19 protein-coding genes are annotated in these 16,361 nt (G+C 69.8%); 10 read left to right on the top strand and 9 right to left on the bottom strand.

Going from position 1 to position 16,361, the window contains the following annotated elements; translation table 11 throughout:
* Positions 1 to 23: 23 nt before the first annotated feature.
* The 6 genes from M5C96_RS25930 to M5C96_RS25905 form a co-directional block, all read right to left on the bottom strand.
* Complete coding sequence (locus M5C96_RS25930) at positions 24 to 1,421, bottom strand: MFS transporter (RefSeq protein WP_272566220.1); 1,398 nt, start codon at positions 1,419 to 1,421, stop codon at positions 24 to 26.
* A gap of 130 nt (positions 1,422 to 1,551) precedes the next feature.
* Positions 1,552 to 1,926 (bottom strand): hypothetical protein, encoded by a 375-nt coding sequence (locus M5C96_RS25925; protein WP_272566219.1) that lies wholly within the window; start codon positions 1,924 to 1,926, stop codon positions 1,552 to 1,554.
* 67 nt (positions 1,927 to 1,993) lie between these two features.
* Complete coding sequence (locus M5C96_RS25920) at positions 1,994 to 2,419, bottom strand: hypothetical protein (protein ID WP_272566218.1); 426 nt, start codon at positions 2,417 to 2,419, stop codon at positions 1,994 to 1,996.
* A gap of 38 nt (positions 2,420 to 2,457) precedes the next feature.
* Positions 2,458 to 2,787 (bottom strand): hypothetical protein, encoded by a 330-nt coding sequence (locus M5C96_RS25915; protein WP_272566217.1) that lies wholly within the window; start codon positions 2,785 to 2,787, stop codon positions 2,458 to 2,460.
* Positions 2,788 to 2,818: 31 nt separating this feature from the next.
* Positions 2,819 to 3,346 carry a hypothetical protein gene (locus M5C96_RS25910; protein ID WP_272566216.1) on the bottom strand — a complete coding sequence of 176 codons (528 nt, stop codon included), beginning with the start codon at positions 3,344 to 3,346 and terminating at the stop codon, positions 2,819 to 2,821.
* A gap of 94 nt (positions 3,347 to 3,440) precedes the next feature.
* Positions 3,441 to 4,865 carry an FAD-binding oxidoreductase gene (locus M5C96_RS25905; RefSeq protein ID WP_272566214.1) on the bottom strand — a complete coding sequence of 475 codons (1,425 nt, stop codon included), beginning with the start codon at positions 4,863 to 4,865 and terminating at the stop codon, positions 3,441 to 3,443.
* 134 nt (positions 4,866 to 4,999) lie between these two features.
* Here M5C96_RS25905 and M5C96_RS25900 point away from each other — a divergent pair, with 134 nt between their 5' ends.
* From M5C96_RS25900 to M5C96_RS25865, 8 genes are all read left to right on the top strand, one after another.
* Positions 5,000 to 5,671 carry a TetR/AcrR family transcriptional regulator gene (locus M5C96_RS25900; RefSeq protein ID WP_272566212.1) on the top strand — a complete coding sequence of 224 codons (672 nt, stop codon included), beginning with the start codon at positions 5,000 to 5,002 and terminating at the stop codon, positions 5,669 to 5,671.
* Positions 5,672 to 5,747: 76 nt separating this feature from the next.
* Complete coding sequence (locus M5C96_RS25895) at positions 5,748 to 6,743, top strand: Bug family tripartite tricarboxylate transporter substrate binding protein (protein WP_272566210.1); 996 nt, start codon at positions 5,748 to 5,750, stop codon at positions 6,741 to 6,743.
* Positions 6,740 to 8,242 carry a carboxylesterase/lipase family protein gene (locus M5C96_RS25890; RefSeq protein WP_272566208.1) on the top strand — a complete coding sequence of 501 codons (1,503 nt, stop codon included), beginning with the start codon at positions 6,740 to 6,742 and terminating at the stop codon, positions 8,240 to 8,242. The genes M5C96_RS25895 and M5C96_RS25890 overlap by 4 nt, the downstream gene beginning before the upstream one ends.
* A 91-nt stretch (positions 8,243 to 8,333) precedes the next feature.
* On the top strand, positions 8,334 to 9,095 hold the full coding sequence (locus tag M5C96_RS25885) for a GntR family transcriptional regulator (protein WP_272566207.1): 762 nt from the start codon (positions 8,334 to 8,336) through the stop codon (positions 9,093 to 9,095).
* Positions 9,092 to 9,901: a transporter substrate-binding domain-containing protein gene (locus tag M5C96_RS25880; RefSeq protein ID WP_272566205.1), complete on the top strand. Its 810-nt coding sequence runs from the start codon at positions 9,092 to 9,094 to the stop codon at positions 9,899 to 9,901. Before M5C96_RS25885 ends, M5C96_RS25880 begins: the two co-directional genes overlap by 4 nt.
* 51 nt (positions 9,902 to 9,952) lie before the next feature.
* Entirely contained in the window at positions 9,953 to 10,615 is a 663-nt protein-coding gene (locus tag M5C96_RS25875) for an amino acid ABC transporter permease (protein ID WP_272566203.1), read from the top strand.
* A 32-nt stretch (positions 10,616 to 10,647) separates the two neighbouring features.
* The gene (locus tag M5C96_RS25870) at positions 10,648 to 11,298 is read left to right on the top strand and encodes an amino acid ABC transporter permease (RefSeq protein ID WP_272566202.1); all 651 of its coding nucleotides are present in this window, start codon (positions 10,648 to 10,650) and stop codon (positions 11,296 to 11,298) included.
* Entirely contained in the window at positions 11,285 to 12,073 is a 789-nt protein-coding gene (locus M5C96_RS25865; RefSeq protein ID WP_272566200.1) for an amino acid ABC transporter ATP-binding protein, read from the top strand. Before M5C96_RS25870 ends, M5C96_RS25865 begins: the two co-directional genes overlap by 14 nt.
* 132 nt (positions 12,074 to 12,205) lie before the next feature.
* On the opposite strand, the gene M5C96_RS25860 is transcribed toward M5C96_RS25865, so the two are convergent.
* Positions 12,206 to 12,586: an EF-hand domain-containing protein gene (locus M5C96_RS25860; protein ID WP_272566198.1), complete on the bottom strand. Its 381-nt coding sequence runs from the start codon at positions 12,584 to 12,586 to the stop codon at positions 12,206 to 12,208.
* A 167-nt stretch (positions 12,587 to 12,753) separates the two neighbouring features.
* On the opposite strand from M5C96_RS25860, the gene M5C96_RS25855 reads away from it, so the two are divergent.
* Complete coding sequence (locus M5C96_RS25855) at positions 12,754 to 13,326, top strand: cob(I)yrinic acid a,c-diamide adenosyltransferase (protein WP_272566196.1); 573 nt, start codon at positions 12,754 to 12,756, stop codon at positions 13,324 to 13,326.
* A gap of 37 nt (positions 13,327 to 13,363) precedes the next feature.
* On the opposite strand, the gene M5C96_RS25850 is transcribed toward M5C96_RS25855, so the two are convergent.
* Both M5C96_RS25850 and M5C96_RS25845 read right to left on the bottom strand, forming a co-directional pair.
* Positions 13,364 to 13,786: a hotdog fold thioesterase gene (locus M5C96_RS25850; RefSeq protein ID WP_272566195.1), complete on the bottom strand. Its 423-nt coding sequence runs from the start codon at positions 13,784 to 13,786 to the stop codon at positions 13,364 to 13,366.
* Between the two features lie 95 nt (positions 13,787 to 13,881).
* Positions 13,882 to 15,399: an acetyl-CoA hydrolase/transferase family protein gene (locus M5C96_RS25845; RefSeq protein ID WP_272566194.1), complete on the bottom strand. Its 1,518-nt coding sequence runs from the start codon at positions 15,397 to 15,399 to the stop codon at positions 13,882 to 13,884.
* Between the two features lie 208 nt (positions 15,400 to 15,607).
* On the opposite strand from M5C96_RS25845, the gene M5C96_RS25840 reads away from it, so the two are divergent.
* Entirely contained in the window at positions 15,608 to 16,342 is a 735-nt protein-coding gene (locus M5C96_RS25840) for a TFIIB-type zinc ribbon-containing protein (RefSeq protein ID WP_272566192.1), read from the top strand.
* Positions 16,343 to 16,361: the final 19 nt, after the last annotated feature.

The following is a 16,361-nucleotide window of genomic DNA, read 5'->3' as shown; positions in this document are numbered from 1 at the left end:
GTGGGCCGATTGCCGTGGGTGTTTCAGCGGCCGCGCCCGTGGCTGCGCAGGGCTTCCTGGCGGGCCTGTTCGTATGCGGCCTCGGACAGGGGCTGGGCATCGGGCTGGCCCAGGTCCTGCGTGGGAATGCGGAAGGTCTCGCGCGCCGACCACGCGGCCAGCGCCGCGATGGCCGTCACGCCGAACGCGATCGCGCCCACGGTGGCCGGCACGTTGGTGGAGCCTGGCGGCGCCACGGCGGCGAACAGCGCGGGCAGCAAGGCGGTGAGCGTGGTGCCCACGTTCTGCGAGATGGCCATCGAGGTCACGCGGGTGCGGGCCGGGAACAGCTCGGGGTAGAAGCTCGGGAACACCGCGTTGTAGCCCTGGTACACCACGCCCCACATGAGCAGCGACATGCCGATCGCCATCGGCACGTGGTGGATGCTGATGGCATACAGGTACAGGAACGCCAGCAGCCCCGACAGCAGCGCGCCCACGATGATCGGCGGGCGCCGGCCGATGCGGTCCGACAGGTTGCCCACGTGCGGGATCACCAGCACCGCGACGATGTTGCCCAGCACCGGAATCCACAGGTACACGCTCTTGTCGAAACCCACGCCATAGCCCGGCTGCACGGCATAGGCCGCGCCGAACACCGTCGCCACCACCGGGATCACGTTCATGAGCGCCATGCAAACCACGCGCAGCATGTTCGGCCCGTTCTCCTGGAAGGCCTGCACGATGGGCGCGCGCGGCACGGCGCCCTGCCGGCGCTCGGCGGTGAACACGGGGGTTTCCTGCACTTCGCGGCGGATGTAGTAGCCCACCAGGATCACGATGAAGCTCAGCAGGAACGGCACGCGCCAGCCCCAGGTGTTGAACTGCTCCGCCGGCAAGAAATACGCCAGCGGCAGGAACACCGCCGCCGCCAGCACCTGCCCTGCCTGCACGCCCTGCAGCGCAAAACTCGCATAAAAGCCCCGCCGTCCGGTCGGCGCGTGCTCCAGGATCATCGAGCTGGCCCCCGAGATCTCGCCGGCCACCGCGAAGCCCTGGATCAAACGCAGCACCACGAGCATCGCCGGGGCCAGCAGGCCGGCCTGCGCATAGGTGGGCAGCAGGCCCACGGCCAGGGTGGAAAAGCCCATCAGGAACATGCACAGCACCAGCACCTGCTTGCGGCCATGGGTGTCGCCCCAGTGGCCGAGCACCAGGGCCCCGATGGGCCGGGCCACGTAGCCCACGCCGTAGGTGGCGAGCGAGGCCACGATGGCCGCCGTCGGGTTGCCTGCGGGAAAGAAGATCTGCGGAAAGATCAGCGATGCGGCGGTGGCGTAGATGAAGAAGTCGTAGTACTCCAGCACCGAGCCGATCCAGCCACTGGCGGTGGCCTTGCGCGTTTGCTGTAAGCCGCTGTCGGCGGCGTGGTGGTCTGGCATGGGTTTGTCTCCCCTGTTGGAATGGTTGGATGGACGCAAAAGCCTGCGTTGGGCGTTTGGCGGAGCATCTCATGCCTTGGGATGCCTTTTGGCCATCCCTGCATGGCGGGTGGCGCCGACCGGCGGTGCATCAGGCCTTGCGTTTGAGTTCCCTGGCGTACCGGTGGCTGGCAATGCCCAGGACGATGCCGAAAACGATGAACCCCAGCCCGAAGGCATGGCCGAAACTGAACCACGACCCTTTGCCGCTGCCGGAAAAGGCGATGAACAGGGCACCGGCGAATATGAAGAACAGGGGCGCGAGGAACCGATTGCGCCGCTGCGCGGCCAGCACCACGCTGATTTGCGCGACCTGCGAATCCAGCGTGCGCGCCTTGGTCTCGCAAGGGCCCTGGCTGCAGCAGATGGAATGGCCCAAGTCCTTGGCGCAGGCCGGACAGATCCCCTTGTTGCAGGCGCGGCAGGTGCCCACGGCGTCGGCGGCCTGGTGTACGAAGCACTTCATGGATTCTCCTGTTGGGTGGTGGCCCTTGGGGCGGACTTTAGCGTTGCGGGCGACGCGGTCCCAGGCGTCATGCCCCCTCGGCTGGAAGCGGCGGGGCGACGTCGATGGGCGCCCAGCCTGCCACGGATTCCAGCGTGGCCTGGGCGGAGAAGGCCGTGGATCGGGCCGCAAAGACTTGCTGGTACTGGAGGGTGGCCCCCTCCCATCGGAAGTCCTGCGCAAACCCCTTGGCCAGTACCTCCACCCGGGCGATCTTCCACCCGTCCACGTCGATCAGCGCAGCGCAGGTGATGGGCCCCGTGGCGTAGTCGGTGGTCAGCCACTCCTGCGCGGCCAGAAAGCGCGAGTCGGGCGACCACAGGAGGGGCTGGCCGAAGATCCGGTGCGGGATGCCGCGGCCGTCGATCGACAGGCGAAAGTACTCCGGGCCGAACCGGATCTCGCCTTCGAAGCGCAGCACCGCCCGGTGGGTTCCGTCGGGAGAACGTGGCATGTCTGGGATCGCTGGAACGGGCGCCTGGGGAGCAGCCGTCATTTGAAAAGCACGCGGACGATGCCCACGAGCAGAAGCACCAGGGCGACCGGCAGGAACCACCAGAGCATTCCCAGGGCCGAGGCCGTGCCCCGCAGGCTCCATGCCAGCAGCCCCAGCGCGACGCCGCCGATGCCCATGGCCAAGAACAGGAAGCGCCCGACCTTCTCCGACGCGTCGCCGAACAGGTGCTCGTCCGAATCGCCCATGTGCATCGCGAGCAGGCCGAAGGGCACGGCGCAAAGCAGCAAGGCCCACCTGGGCGCATCCAGCCTGGCCGCCAGCCCGGGCGGAATGGTCAGTGCAATGAGCAGCAGGATCTTGGACATCGTGGTTTACCCGGCGATCGCCGCCATGGGATCAGACCCCGATCTTGCCATGGGCCGCGCGGCGATTTGTGCCCTGCCGGTGATGCCAGGCCAGCGCCCGTTCCAGTTCCTGGGGGTGGTAGCTCAGGCCCGCCAGCGCCACGGTGTAGTCGCCGCCGCAGAGAAGCCGCCGGGTCTTGCTGATCCCCCTGCGCCGATCGGGCGCCGCATGGTCCGCCACATCCACCAGGATGCGCTGCTCGTCCAGGTCGAGCTTCACCCGCTCGATCTCGTGCCACGGCACCAGGCCCGTCCCGCCGCGAAGGTCGTTCAAGCCGTGCGAATCGACGATCACGGCGGGTTGAAGGTCGCAGAGGGCTTCGAGCACCGTCTTTCCCAGCGTGCCCCCCACGCAGAAGGCGCCGAAGGCCGAGAGCCCCGCAAGGAAGGTGACCAGCCGGTTCCCCGTGAACATGAGAACGACCGAGTAGATGCAGATGGCCAGCATCAGCACGGTGAACGGCAGGGAAAAAATGAGCGTCCAGCGCCGGCGGCGCAAGGTCAGTCGTTTCGCAGGCATGGCTTCGGATGGGCCGATGGCCGAGACGGTGGCATGGGGCGGGTGGCATGGCCGGCGATCCGCCCGCCTCCGGACCGGCCTTCGGCCGCCCGCGTCACAGCGCGAAGATCTTGCCCGGGTTCAGGATGTTCTTCGGGTCCAGCGCGCGCTTGATGGCCCGCATCATGTCCACCGCGCCCGCGCCGGTCTCGTCCAGCAGGAAGCCCATCTTGTGCAGGCCCACGCCGTGCTCGCCCGTGCAGGTGCCGCCCAGGCGCAGGGCGCGGGCGACGAGCTGGTGGTTCAGGTCCTCGGCCTTCAGGCGCTCTTCGGCGCTCTCGGGGTCGATCAGGTAGCCGAAGTGGAAGTTGCCGTCGCCCACGTGGCCGACGAGGAAGTAGGGGATGCCGCTTGCGTCGGCCTCGGTCACCGAATCGAGCAGGCAGTCGGCCAGGCGGCTGATGGGCACGCAGGTGTCGGTGCTGATGGCGCGGCAGCCGGGGCGGCTTTGCACCGCGGCGAAGTAGGCGTTGTGCCGCGCGGTCCACAGGCGGGTGCGCTCCTCGGGGGTGGTGGCCCATTCGAACGCGTTGCCGCCGAACTCGGCCGCGATCTCCTGCACCACCTCGGCCTGCTCCTTCACGCCGGCCGGCGAGCCGTGGAATTCCATGAGCAGCATGGGCTCCTCGCGCAGGCCCAGCTTGCTGTGGGCGTTGACCATGCGCACGGTGTGCGCGTCGATCAGTTCCACGCGCGCGATCGGCACGCCCAGCTGGATGGTCTGGATGGTGGTGCGCACGGCGGCCTCGATGCTCGGGAACGAGCAGATGGCGGCCGACACGGCCTCGGGCAGCGGGTACAGGCGCACGGTGACCTCGGTGATCACGCCCAGCGTGCCTTCGCTGCCCACCATGAGGCGGGTGAGGTCGTAGCCCGCCGCGCTCTTCTTGGCGCGTGTGCCGGTGCGGATGGCCTCGCCACCGGCCGTGACCACTTCGAGGGCCAGCACGTTCTCGCGCATGGTGCCGTAGCGCACGGCGTTGGTGCCGCTGGCGCGGGTGGCGCACATGCCGCCGATGCTGGCGTCCGCGCCGGGGTCGATGGGAAAGAACAGGCCCGTGTCCTTGATGGCATCGTTGAGCTGCTTGCGCGTGATGCCGGGCTGCACGGTCACGGTGAGGTCGTCGGCATCGACGCTGAGCACGCGGTTCATGCGGTTCACGTCGATGCTGATGCCGCCCTGCACGGCCAGCAGGTGGCCTTCGAGCGAGGAGCCCGCGCCGTACGGAATCACCGGCACGTCGTGCTGCGCGGCAAGCTTCACGGCGTCGGCCACGTCCTGCGTGGTTTCGGCGAACACCACGGCCGAGGGCGGCGGCGCCTTGAGCGAGCCCTCGTCGCGGCCGTGCTGTTCACGCACCGCCTGGGCCGTGGAGCACTGTGCGCCGAAGCGGGCGGCCAGTGCGTCGAGCAGTGCCTGCGGAACGAGGCGCAGGTGGATTTCAGGAAGCAGGTGCTTGGCGGCGGCGGGGGCGTTCATGGCATGTCTCCAGGCTGGAATGGGTGCGGCTTTTTCATTGTAGGCAGCCCCTCGCAGGCAGGGGATTGCCCGGAATTGACGGTCTCGCTGCCGCATATTTACATTACGTTCGAAATGTATAACGTTTGCCGCCGATGATCCACCGCACGCCCCGCCGCACCCATGCCGAGCGCAGCGCCGCCACGCAGCAGCGCCTGATCGCCACGGCCATCGAGGTCATCCAGTCGCGCAGCTTCGAGGCGATGTCGATCCACGAACTGGCCCGCACGGCGGGAATGACGTCGGGGGCGGTGCAGCATCACTTCGAGTCGAAGGCCGCGCTGATGATGCGCGTGCTCGCCGAGCTGATCGCGGCGCAGGACCGCGAGGGCCTGCTGTGGCCCGCCGCATCGTTGCCGGCGCTGCAGCGCGCGCAGCATTTCGTGCGGTCCGCGTGGCACATCGTCTATGCGCAGCCGCGCTTCATGGCGGCGTGGAACATCTACCTGGGCAGCCGCAACCAGCCCGAGGTGGTGGCGCACATCGCCGCGCTGCGCCAGGACCTCAATGCGCGCATGCACACGGGGTTCTTCGAGGCGTTCCCTGAACTGGCGGGCGACCCGGAGCGCGAGGGGTTCGTGGGGCTGGTGTTCTCCACCCTGCGCGGCCTGGGCCTGCTGGAGATGTTCCGCCCCGCGGACGAAGCCACCCGTGCGCAGCTCGACTGTCTGGCCTCGCTCATCGCGCAGCGCTGCGACGGCCTGGCCCGCGCGGGCGCTCCGGCATCGAAACCCCGTCCCGGCGCCAGGTCCCCGCGCGCGGCGTGACCGGCGCCGTGCCCTGGCCCGGGCACGTTCGCACCCCAGGGCACCCGGCATCCATCACGACAACAGGAGACACACCATGAACCCCCCTCGCACAGGCGCGCGGCGCGCCCTGGCCGGCGCCGCGCTCGCATCGCTGGCCTTCGCGGCCGGCGCCCAGCCCGCGGCCTACCCCGCCAAGCCGATCCAGCTCATCGCCCAGCAGCCGCCGGGCAGCGCATCCGATGCGATGACGCGCGCCTGGGCCGACTGCGCCGCGCGCGAAATGGGCCAGCCCGTGGTGGTGCAGAACAAGCCGGGGGCCAACGGCATCCTGGCGGTCAATGCGCTCAAGTCCCAGCCGGCCGACGGCTACACGCTGATGACCATCGGCATGTCGCAGATGACCATCACGCCCTACGTCTACCGGCAGCCGCCCTACGACCCGCTGCACGACTTCGACAGCGTGGCGGTGCTGGGCAGCACGCCGCTGGTGCTGGCCGTGCCGGCGGGGCTGGGCATCACGCGGCTGGCGCAGCTGGCGGACCAGGCCAGGGCCCACCCGGGCGGGCTCGATTTCGGCTCGCCCGGCAAGGGCAGCCCGGCGCACCTGCTGACCTCGGCGCTGCTCGACCGCATGGGCGTGTCCGGCACGCACGTGCCCTTCGTGGGCGAGGGCGCCGGCCTCACCGCCCTCATGGGCCAGCAGATCCAGGCGATGACGCTGGTCATCGGCACGGCCGCGCCGCATGCCAGGTCGGGCAAGCTCGTGCCCCTGGCGGTGTTCGCGCCGCAGCGCTCGCCCCTGCTGCCGGATGTGCCGTCGATCGGCGAGGCCCTGCCGGCCGCCAAGGACCTGGCCCGCACCGCGTGGATCGCCGTGGTGGCCCGGGCCGGCACGCCGCCCGCGCTGCTGGGCACGCTCAATGCCGCGACCGAGAAATGCCGCAGCGGCGATGCGTCCTACCGCGCGCGGATGGAGGCCATGAACGTGACGCTGGCCGCGTCCGTCCCGGGGGATGCGCGCACCTGGGCGGCACGCGATACTTCGGTCTGGAAACCGTTGATCGACAAACTGGGATTGGCCACTGAATGACTCTGGATACCGTGCCGTGCGTGCACCTTTCCCACGGAGGTGGGCTGCAGGGGCGCCTTGACCATGGCGTCGCCGTGTTCCGCGGCGTGCCTTATGCGCAGGCCCCACAAGGCGCACTGCGCTTTTTAGCCCCCCAGCCCGCCCCCGCCTGGTCGAGACTGCGCGAGGCGATGGCTTTCGCGCCGGTGCCGCCCCAGTGGCCGCGCGGCGGCGGCGCCCGGGCCCGCCCGCTGGGCGGCCCGGACTGCCTGGCGGTGAACGTGTGGACCCCCGAGCCCCGCGCGGGTGCGAACCTGCCGGTGATGGTCTGGATTCCCGGCGGCGGCTTTCTGCGCGGCGGCGCAAGCGACCCGCTGTACGACGGCGCGTCGTTCGCGCGCAAGGGCATCGTGTTCGTGTCGCTGCAATACCGGCTGGGCGTGGATGGCTTCATGCACTTCGGTGGCGAGGCGCCCGCCAACCGGGGCCTGCTCGATCTGCTGGCCGCGCTGCGCTGGGTGCGGGACCACATCGCGGCCTTCGGCGGGGATGCCGGGCGCGTGACGGTGTTCGGCCAGTCGGCGGGCGCGGGCGCCATCACCTGCCTGATGGGCATGCCGGCGGCGCAGGGCCTGTTCCAGCGCGCCATCCTGCAAAGCCCGAGCGTGGCCTGCCAGACCGTCGAAGAGGCCACCGTGGTGCACACTGCCGTGGCGCAACTGCTGGGCGTGGCCCCCACGCTCGCGGCGCTGGGCGCGGCGCCGCCGGCGGACGTGCTGTTCGCCGTGCACCGGCTGGCCGAGGACGCGGCCCTGCGCGACCAGCACGGCATCAGCCGCCGCAACGTGTTCCCGCTGCGTCCGGTGATCGACGGTCAGGTGCTCGCCCAGGCGCCGCTGGCAGCGCTGCAGCGCCAGTGGTCCGATCCGTCGCGGCCGCCGCTGCAGGTGCTGGTGGGCAGCAATGCCGAGGAGATGCGCCTGTACCACGTGCCCGGCGGCGCCATCGACCGCGTGACCGATGAACAGGTCACGGCCTTCATGCGGGACACGGGCCTGCCGCCCGCGGCGCGTGCGGCGTATGCGGCGCTGCCCGCGTGCGAGGGCGGCGCCCATGCCGGCGAGATGCTGTGCGCCATGCAGTCCGACTACTACTACCGCGTGCCGGCGCGCCGCATCGCGGCCCTGGCCGTCGCGAACCGGCTGCCGGTGCACCGGTACGAGCTGGAATGGCGGTCGCCGCAGTGCGGCGGGCAACTGGGCGCCGCGCACGGTGTGGACCTGCCGTTCGTCTTCGACCGCCTGGCCACGTCCACCGGGCGCGAGTTGACCGGCGATGCCCCGCCGCAGCCGCTGGCCGATGCCATGCACGGTGCGTGGGCGGACTTCGTGGTGCAAGGCGACCCCGGCTGGCCGGAGCATGGCCCCGGAACGCCCTGGATGCAGTTCTTCGACGACCTGGGCTGGTGCGGCCCGGCGCTGGCCTCCGCCACGCTGGACGCGTGGGACGGCGTGCTTTGAACTGAACGGATCCCGGGCGGCCTGCCAGTCGCCAAACTGGTGCATCTGGCTTGTATACCAGTTGGCACGGAACCTGCGTAGTTCCGTGGCAATGACCAGCGCCACCGAAATCAGCAACCGCATCATCGAAGCCGTGATGGCCCAGAAGCTCGCCCCCGGCGCGCGCCTGGGGGAGCAGCAACTCGCCATGCTGTTCGACTGCAGCCGCACCATCGTGCGCGAGGCGCTCACGCGTCTGTCCACGCGTGGCATCGTCACCGTCAGTGCGCGCCGTGGCTGGTACGTGATCGAGCCCTCCGAGGACGAAGCGCGCGAGGCCTTCGAGGCGCGCCGCGTCATTGAACTGGGCCTGCTGCACCAGCTGAAGACGGTGGACAAGGCAGCGGTGCGCAAGCTGCGCGCCCACCTGCAGCGCGAGAAGGCGGCCCTGGCGGGCAGCGACGTGGGCGCGCGCAGCTTCCTGCTGGGCGACTTCCATGTGTGCCTGGCCGAGTGCCTGGGCAACGGCCTGCTGGCCGACACGCTGCGCGACTTCACCGCGCGCACCACGCTCATCGCCATGCTGTACCAGTCGTCGCACGACGCGGCGCAATCGTGCGACGACCACGTGCGCATCGTCGAGGCGCTGGAGGCGGGCGACATCGCCCGCGCCGAATCGCTGATGGCCGAGCACATCGGCTCGGTGCAGTCCGCCCTGCGGCTGCAGGCCAGCGCCGATCCGCTCGAACACCTGCGCAGCGCGCTGGCGCCCGTGCGCGCCGGCGCCGCCAGTGGCCCGGCCGCCCCTTCCGCTTCCCCTTCCCCCGCCGCGTCCCCGGGCGACGCATCCACCTACCTAGGAGCCTTGCTATGACCTTCGCCACCCGCTTTCTCTCCCGCCGCCTGGCCCTGGGCCTCGTGGCCGCCGCCGGACTCGTGTGCGCCGTGGCGCCCGCACAGGCGCAGACCGCGCTGGACGACATCCTGAAGTCCAAGACGATCAAGATCGCCATCCCCACCGACTACCCGCCCTACGGTTTCGTCGGCACCGACCTCAAGCCCCAGGGCCTGGACATCGACATGGCCGAGCTCATCGCCGCCAAGCTGGGCGTGAAGGTGGAACTGGTCGCCGTGACCAGCGCCAACCGCATCGCCTACCTGCAGACCAAGAAGGCCGACCTCGTCATCTCCACGCTGGGCAAGAACCCCGAGCGCGAGAAGGTCATCGACTTCACCTCGGCCTATGCGCCCTTCTACCAGGCCGTGTTCGGTCCCAAGTCCCTCACGGCCAAGGCCTGGAGCGACCTGGCCGGCAAGAGCGTGGCGGTCACGCGCGGCGCCATGGAAGACCAGGAGCTGGCCAAGGTCGCCCCGCCCAGCATCGACGTGAAGCGCTTCGAGGACAACAACGCCACCATCGCCGCCTTCGTGGCCGGCCAGACGCAGTTCGTGGCCACCAGCGCCTCGGTGGCGGGCAACATGATGCAGAAGAACCCGCAGCTGCAGGCCGAGTACAAGCTGCTGCTCAAGGACAGCCCGTGCTTCATCGGCCTGCCCAAGGGCGAGGCCGCGCTGATGGCCAAGGTCAATGAAATCATCGCCGGCGCCAAGAAGAGCGGCGAGCTGGACACCATGGCCAAGAAGTGGCTGGGCCGTCCCGCCGGCGACCTGCCGGTCTGAGCCCCCTCGCGCCGTCCGCATCCCCTGACCCGTTGACCTGATCGGCTGCCCATGCGCATCGAGTTCGACTTCATGGCCGTGCTGTCGCAGTGGCCGCTGCTGGCCACGGGCGTGGCCTGGACCCTGGCCCTCACGGCCGTGGCCACCGTGGTGGGCATGGCGGTGGGCATCGCCTGCGCCTGGGCACGGTCCCAGGGGCCGGCGACGCTGCGCTGGCCGGTGGCGGCCTATGTGGAGCTGGTCCGCAACACGCCCTTCATCGTGCAGCTGTTCTTCATCTTCTTCGGGCTGCCCGCGGCGGGCCTGAAGCTCTCGCCCGAGGCGGCCTCGTTCATCGCCATGGTGATGAACCTGGGCGCTTACTCGACCGAGATCGTCCGCGCCGGCATCCAGGCCACGCCGCGCGGCCAGATTGAGGCGGCGGTGAGCCTGGCGCTGTCGCGGGTGCAGGTCTTCACGCGCGTGGTGCTGCCGCCCGCGCTCAAGAAGGTGTGGCCGGCCATGGTGAGCCAGATCGTCATCGTGATGCTGGGCTCGGCGGTGTGCAGCCAGATCTCGGTGCAGGACCTGAGCTACGCCGCCAACCTGATCCAGAGTCGCAACTTCCGCGCGTTCGAATCGTTCATCGTGGCCACCGGCATCTACCTCGTGCTCTCGATCGCGCTGCGCCGGCTGCTGCACTGGGTGGGCCCGCGCTTTCTCTTCGGCCGCTGAGCATGGCTCCAGCAATTTTCTAGGAACGCGAGATGGTCGATTTCACCTTCTGGGACATCCTGCGCAACCTGCTGCTGGCCGCGCGCTGGACCGTCGTGCTATCGCTGATCGCCTTCGTTGGCGGCGGCCTGGTGGGCGGGCTGCTGCTCGTGGCCCGGCTCACCGGCGGCCGCGTGGCCGAGCGCGCCGTGGGCGTGTACGTGCAGGTCTTCCAGGGCACGCCGCTGCTGATGCAGCTGTTCCTGTCGTACTTCGGTCTGGCATTGCTCGGGCTCAACGTGTCGGCCTGGACCTCGGCCGCCGTGGCGCTCACCCTCTACACCAGCGCCTTCCTGGTGGAGATCTGGCGTGGCTGCGTGGCCGCCGTGCCCAAGGGCCAGTGGGAGGCCTCGGGCAGCCTGGCCCTGTCGTTCGGCGAGCAGATGCGCCACGTGATCCTGCCGCAGGCCGTGCGCATCGCCACGGCGCCCACGGTGGGCTTTCTGGTGCAGGTGGTCAAGGGCACGGCGCTGGCCTCGGTGATCGGCTTCGTTGAGCTGACCAAGGCCGGAGGAATGATCGCCAACACCACCTTCAAGCCGTTCGCCGTCTTCGCCTGCGTGGCGCTCGTCTATTTCGCGCTGTGCTTTCCCGTGAGCCTGTATGCGCAACACCTCGAAAGGAAGTTCCATGGCCGCCGCTGAAACCCTGGCCGACGCGCCCGCCGTGCCCGCGCCGCCGGGCCGGCCGATCGTGCAGGTCACCGCGCTGCGCAAGTCCTACGGCACCAACGAGGTGCTCAAGGGCATCGACCTCACGGTGCAGCCCGGCGAGGTGATCGCCATCATCGGCAAGAGCGGCTCGGGCAAGAGCACGCTGCTGCGCTGCATCAACGGCCTGGAAGCCTTCCAGGACGGCGCGCTCACGGTGGACGGCAAGCCGCTGCTGCACGACAGCGCCATGGCCATGCGCGAACTGCGCCAGCGCGTGGGCATGATCTTCCAGAACTTCAATCTCTTTCCGCACCTCTCGGTGGGCCGCAACGTCATGCTGGCCCCCACGCTGGTCAAGCAGCGCTCGCAAAAGGACGCGGCCGTACAGGCGGCCCGGCTGCTGCAGCGCGTGGGCCTGGGCGAGAAATTCGACGCCATGCCCGACCAGCTGTCGGGTGGTCAGCAGCAGCGCGTGGCCATCGCCCGCGCGCTGGCCATGGAGCCGGCCGTGCTCCTGTGCGACGAGATCACCTCGGCCCTCGACCCCGAACTGGTGGGCGAGGTGCTGCGCGTCGTGGAGTCGTTGGCCCGCGAGGGCATGACCCTGCTGATGGTCACGCACGAGATGGCCTTCGCCCGCAAGGTGAGCAACCGCGTGATCTTCATGCACCAGGGCCGCGTGCACGAGATGGGCCCGCCGCAGGACCTGTTCGGCGACCCGCAGACGCCGGAACTGCGGCAGTTCCTGTCGTCGCTCAAGGATTGAGCTGCCTTCGCCGGTAGCCCCCATGGCGGCGGGCCGTCCGTGCCCGCAAACGCATCAAGGCCCGCATGCCTCCTCAGCATGCGGGCCCGTCGGGGTGGAGTGGAGTTCGTGTGGTAGTTGCTCCGGGCGGCGTCAGGAGTGGGCGCCGGCCTCGAATTCCGAGCGCGACAGGGCACCGTTATGGTCCTTGTCGAGCTCCTTGAAACGGTTGCCGATGGCCGGCAGGCGTGCCGCCTCCGCCAGGGTCAGTTGTCCGTTCTTGTCGGTGTCAACGCGATCGAATGCGCTGGAAGTCTGTGCGGCCGGCTGCGCGCCGCCGAAGGTGGCGCCCTTGGCGCCGGGATGCAGGCCCATGGAGGTGCCCGACGCGGTCTGGGGGGGTTGGTTGGACGGGGAAGTGAGGGTCGGGGAAGGCGTTTGTGCGTGCACTGCGGCACCTCCCAGGGTGATCGCCGCGAACAGCATCACGCTGCGGCTGTCGAAAGGAAGGGTGCGTCGTTGCTGAGCTGCCATGGGTTCACGCTCCGTGAAAGTTGAACAGGGTTGCATTGCACCGCAACCCGCGGCGCCCGGCCAGCGATTTTGCCCGCTGTTGCCCTGATACACATTTGCCTGCCGGTTGTAACGCACAATGCCCGCGGCCGCCTCCAGCGCGGCTTGCAATGCACAAGGAGCAGCCCATGGGCAACCGACTGACACAGATCGCCACGCGCACCGGAGACGACGGCACCACGGGCCTGGGCGACAACACCCGCGTCTCCAAGGACAGCCCGCGCCCGCATGCCATGGGCGATGTGGACGAGCTCAATTCCCACATCGGCCTGCTGCTGTGCGAGCCCTTGCCGGCCGAGGTGCGCACGCTGCTGTCGGACGTGCAGCACCAGCTGTTCAACCTGGGCGGCGAGCTGTCCATCCCCGGCTTCGAATTGCTCAAGGACGAGGCGCTCGCGCAGCTCGACGAGGCCCTGGCCGCCCACAATGCGGCGCTGCCGCGGCTGGCTGAATTCATCCTGCCCGCCGGCACGCGGGCCGCGGCGCAGGCCCACGTGTGCCGCACCGTCGCCCGCCGCGCCGAGCGCTCGGTGGTGGCCCTGGGCGCCGCCGAGCCGGTGCGCGATGCGCCGCAGCGCTACCTCAACCGGCTGTCGGACCTGATGTTCGTGCTGGCGCGCGTGCTCAACCGCCTGGACGGCGGCGACGACGTGTACTGGAAGAGCGAGCGCATGGCGCGCGCGGAGACCGGCGCGGCCTGACTGAGAAATCTTCGGCCTGGAATCCCGGCCGCGGCGGTCAGCGCGGCGCCAGCATGGCGATGGTCAGGCGCGACACGCAGGTCAGCTCGCCCTCGTCGTTGACCATGTCGATCTGCCACACCTGCGTGGTGCGGCCGATGTGCACGGGCCTGGCGGTGCCGGTCACCCAGCCGCTGCGGGCCGAGCGCAGGTGGTTGGCGTTGATGTCCAGGCCCACGGCGTGCCAGCCCTCGGGCGAGGCATACACCGCGCCCACGGAGCCGAGCGTCTCGGCCAGCACCACGCTCACGCCGCCGTGCAGCAGGCCGAAGGGCTGCTTGGTGCGCGCATCGACGGGCACGCGGGCGCGCAGGAAGTCGTCGCCGATCTCGGTGAACTCGATGCCGAGGTGGGACACGGCGGTGCCTTCGTTGCCGGCATGCACGGTGGACAGGTCGATGGGGCGCTTCCAGATGGGCATGGGGATTCCTCGCGTTGGTGGGTGGGGCCGGCCCGCCGCGGGCGGCCGGGAAAGTGGCCCGGATTATCCGGCGCCCTTGCCGCCGCAGGAGTCGCTCAAGCGCGCATGGTGCCGGTGCGCACGTAGCGCTCGTGCCAGGACAGCGCCTCGCCCAGCAGGTGGGGAGTGTGGCGGCCGCAGCCGCTGGCCTCGGCGCGGGCCACGTAGTCGCGAAGCGCGGGGCGGAAGTCCGGGTGCGCGCAGCGCTCGATCACCACGCGCGAGCGCTGCGAGGGCGACAGCCCGCGCAGGTCGGCCAGGCCCTGCTCGGTCACGATCACCTGCACGTCGTGCTCGGTGTGGTCCACATGCGAGGCCATGGGCACGATGCACGAGATGGTGCCGCCCTTGGCCAGCGATGGCGTGAGAAACATCGACAGGTAGGCGTTGCGCGCGTAGTCGCCCGAGCCGCCGATGCCGTTCATGATGGACGAGCCCATCACGTGTGTGGAGTTCACGTTGCCGTAGAGGTCGGCCTCGATCATGCCGTTCATCGAGATCAGGCCCAGGCGGCGGATCAGTTCGGGGTGGTTGCTGATCTCCTGCGGGCGCAGGACGATGCGCTCTCGGTAGAAGTCGATGTGGCGGGTGAATTCCTCGGTGGCCGCCGGGCTGAGCGACAGCGCCGTGGCCGAGGCGCTGTCGAGCTTGCCCGAGCGCAGCATGTCCAGCATGCCGTCCTGCAACACCTCGGTGTAGGCCGTCATGTGGTCGAACGGCCCGGCGTTCAGGCCGGCCAGCACGGCGTTGGCGATGTTGCCCACGCCGGATTGCAGCGGCAGCAGGCCGGGCGGCAGGCGGCCCCGCGCCACCTCGTGCTGCAGGAACTCGATGATGTGGCCGGCGATGCGCTGGGAGGTGTCGTCCGGTGCGGCATAGGCCGAGTTGCGGTCCGGCGCGTGCGTGGCCACCACGGCGACCACCTTGGCCGGGTCGCAGCGCAGGTAGGGCTCGCCAATGCGGTCGGCCGGGCGCACCAGCGGAATCGGCACCCGGTTGGGCGGCAGGTCGGTGCCGTAGTAGATGTCGTGCATGCCCTCCAGGCCCTCGGGCTGCCAGCTGTTGACCTCCAGGATGATGCGGTCGGCCTGGTCCAGCCAGGTCTTGTTGTTGCCCACGGAAGACGACGGGATCAGCCGCCCGTCGGGCAGCACGCCGGCCACCTCGATCACCGCCACATCGAGCTTGCCCCAGAAGCCGAACCACACGTAGGGCGCCACGTGCGACAGGTGGACGTCCACATACTGCATCTGGCCGGCATTGATCTGCTGGCGGCAGGTGGGGTCGGACTGGTAGGGCATGCGCATGCTGATGCCGCCCACCTTGGCCAGCGCCCCGTCCAGCTCCGGCGCGGTGGAGGCGCCGGTCCACAGCCCGATGCTGAAGGGCTCGCCGGCTGCATGCAGCCCCTCGATTCGGCGTGCCAGGGCCGTGGGCACGGCCTTGGGATAGCCCGCGCCGGTGAAGCCGCTCATGCCCACGCGCGCGCCGTTGGGGATCAGCTCGGCGGCCTGCTCGGCGGTCATGGTGCGCTCGCGCAGCAAGGGGTTGAGAACGCGGCTGGGTGGGGTCATGGAGCGTGCTTTCTGGACAAAGGGGACGTCTGAGTAGAGGCCGCTCAGGCTGCGCGAAATCTTAGCAGCCACCTGTGTCGCCAATCAGGGTTTACCCGTGAATGAAAGACTTCCCGGTCACCTGGCGCGCATGTTCCATGGCCCGTGCCGCTGTGGATGTCGCCCGCGCGTTTCAATGCGGGCGCCGGGCGGTACGATCCACGCCACCATGCCCATGACGCCCCTCTGCCCCTCCTGCCGGCAACCCGCGGAAACCCATCGCTTTCGCTCGCATGGCAGCGAGACGATCGAGCTGGACCTGTGCTTTGCCTGCCAGGGCCTGTGGTTCGACCCGCAGGAGAACACGCGCCTGGCGCAGGCCGGGGTGGTGGCGCTGTTCGAGCTGCTGCACCAGCACCGCGGGGACGCGCGCCACCCGATAGCGCAGCGGCTGCAGTGCCCCCACTGCCCGCGCGCTCTGGAGCCCGGTTTCGACGTGGCCAAGGGCGGGCGGTACAAGACCTTCCGGTGCCCGTCGCGGCACGGCCGGTTCAGCACCTTCGGCTCGCTCATGGTGGAAAAGGGGTTCGTGCGGCACCTGTCGGTGGCGGAGATCGAGGCGCTGGCCGAGCGCGTGGGCACCATCCAGTGTACCAGTTGCGGCGGCACGGTGGACATCCGCAACGACCACGCCTGCCCCTACTGCCGCTCGGCCCTGTCGCTGCTGGACCCGCAGGCGGTGGACCGGGCGCTGAACCGCCATGCCAGCGTGGCCCGCGCCGCGCCGGCAACTGCATCCGGCTCTCCCGGGCCTTCGGACGTAGCCGATGCGTTGGTGGCCCTGGAGCGCGCCCGTTCGCTGGAGCGGCGCGAGATGGAGCGGGAGCGGCTGACGGGCGTGGGCGACCGATTCGATCTGCTGGCCGCCGGCCTGGACCTGGTCTGGACGCTGGTGCGGCGCTGACGCCCCGCCCGCCGCCGCG

The organism is Acidovorax sp. GBBC 1281 (genome assembly GCF_028473645.1).
In the GTDB taxonomy this organism is placed as follows: domain Bacteria; phylum Pseudomonadota; class Gammaproteobacteria; order Burkholderiales; family Burkholderiaceae_C; genus Paracidovorax.
Note: the sequence above shows the minus strand (reverse complement) of the source record. Positions and strands in the feature narration are given on the sequence as shown.

Bases quoted from the DNA above. Each gene is read 5' to 3' on its own strand.
- M5C96_RS25930 (WP_272566220.1), bottom strand. From the start codon at position 1,421: ATGCCAGACCACCACGCCGCCGACAGCGGCTTACAGCAAACGCGCAAG.
- M5C96_RS25925 (WP_272566219.1), bottom strand. From the start codon at position 1,926: ATGAAGTGCTTCGTACACCAGGCCGCCGACGCCGTGGGCACCTGCCGC.
- M5C96_RS25920 (WP_272566218.1), bottom strand. From the start codon at position 2,419: ATGCCACGTTCTCCCGACGGAACCCACCGGGCGGTGCTGCGCTTCGAA.
- M5C96_RS25915 (WP_272566217.1), bottom strand. From the start codon at position 2,787: ATGTCCAAGATCCTGCTGCTCATTGCACTGACCATTCCGCCCGGGCTG.
- M5C96_RS25910 (WP_272566216.1), bottom strand. From the start codon at position 3,346: ATGCCTGCGAAACGACTGACCTTGCGCCGCCGGCGCTGGACGCTCATT.
- M5C96_RS25905 (WP_272566214.1), bottom strand. From the start codon at position 4,865: ATGAACGCCCCCGCCGCCGCCAAGCACCTGCTTCCTGAAATCCACCTG.
- M5C96_RS25900 (WP_272566212.1), top strand. From the start codon at position 5,000: ATGATCCACCGCACGCCCCGCCGCACCCATGCCGAGCGCAGCGCCGCC.
- M5C96_RS25895 (WP_272566210.1), top strand. From the start codon at position 5,748: ATGAACCCCCCTCGCACAGGCGCGCGGCGCGCCCTGGCCGGCGCCGCG.
- M5C96_RS25890 (WP_272566208.1), top strand. From the start codon at position 6,740: ATGACTCTGGATACCGTGCCGTGCGTGCACCTTTCCCACGGAGGTGGG.
- M5C96_RS25885 (WP_272566207.1), top strand. From the start codon at position 8,334: ATGACCAGCGCCACCGAAATCAGCAACCGCATCATCGAAGCCGTGATG.
- M5C96_RS25880 (WP_272566205.1), top strand. From the start codon at position 9,092: ATGACCTTCGCCACCCGCTTTCTCTCCCGCCGCCTGGCCCTGGGCCTC.
- M5C96_RS25875 (WP_272566203.1), top strand. From the start codon at position 9,953: ATGCGCATCGAGTTCGACTTCATGGCCGTGCTGTCGCAGTGGCCGCTG.
- M5C96_RS25870 (WP_272566202.1), top strand. From the start codon at position 10,648: ATGGTCGATTTCACCTTCTGGGACATCCTGCGCAACCTGCTGCTGGCC.
- M5C96_RS25865 (WP_272566200.1), top strand. From the start codon at position 11,285: ATGGCCGCCGCTGAAACCCTGGCCGACGCGCCCGCCGTGCCCGCGCCG.
- M5C96_RS25860 (WP_272566198.1), bottom strand. From the start codon at position 12,586: ATGGCAGCTCAGCAACGACGCACCCTTCCTTTCGACAGCCGCAGCGTG.
- M5C96_RS25855 (WP_272566196.1), top strand. From the start codon at position 12,754: ATGGGCAACCGACTGACACAGATCGCCACGCGCACCGGAGACGACGGC.
- M5C96_RS25850 (WP_272566195.1), bottom strand. From the start codon at position 13,786: ATGCCCATCTGGAAGCGCCCCATCGACCTGTCCACCGTGCATGCCGGC.
- M5C96_RS25845 (WP_272566194.1), bottom strand. From the start codon at position 15,399: ATGACCCCACCCAGCCGCGTTCTCAACCCCTTGCTGCGCGAGCGCACC.
- M5C96_RS25840 (WP_272566192.1), top strand. From the start codon at position 15,608: ATGCCCATGACGCCCCTCTGCCCCTCCTGCCGGCAACCCGCGGAAACC.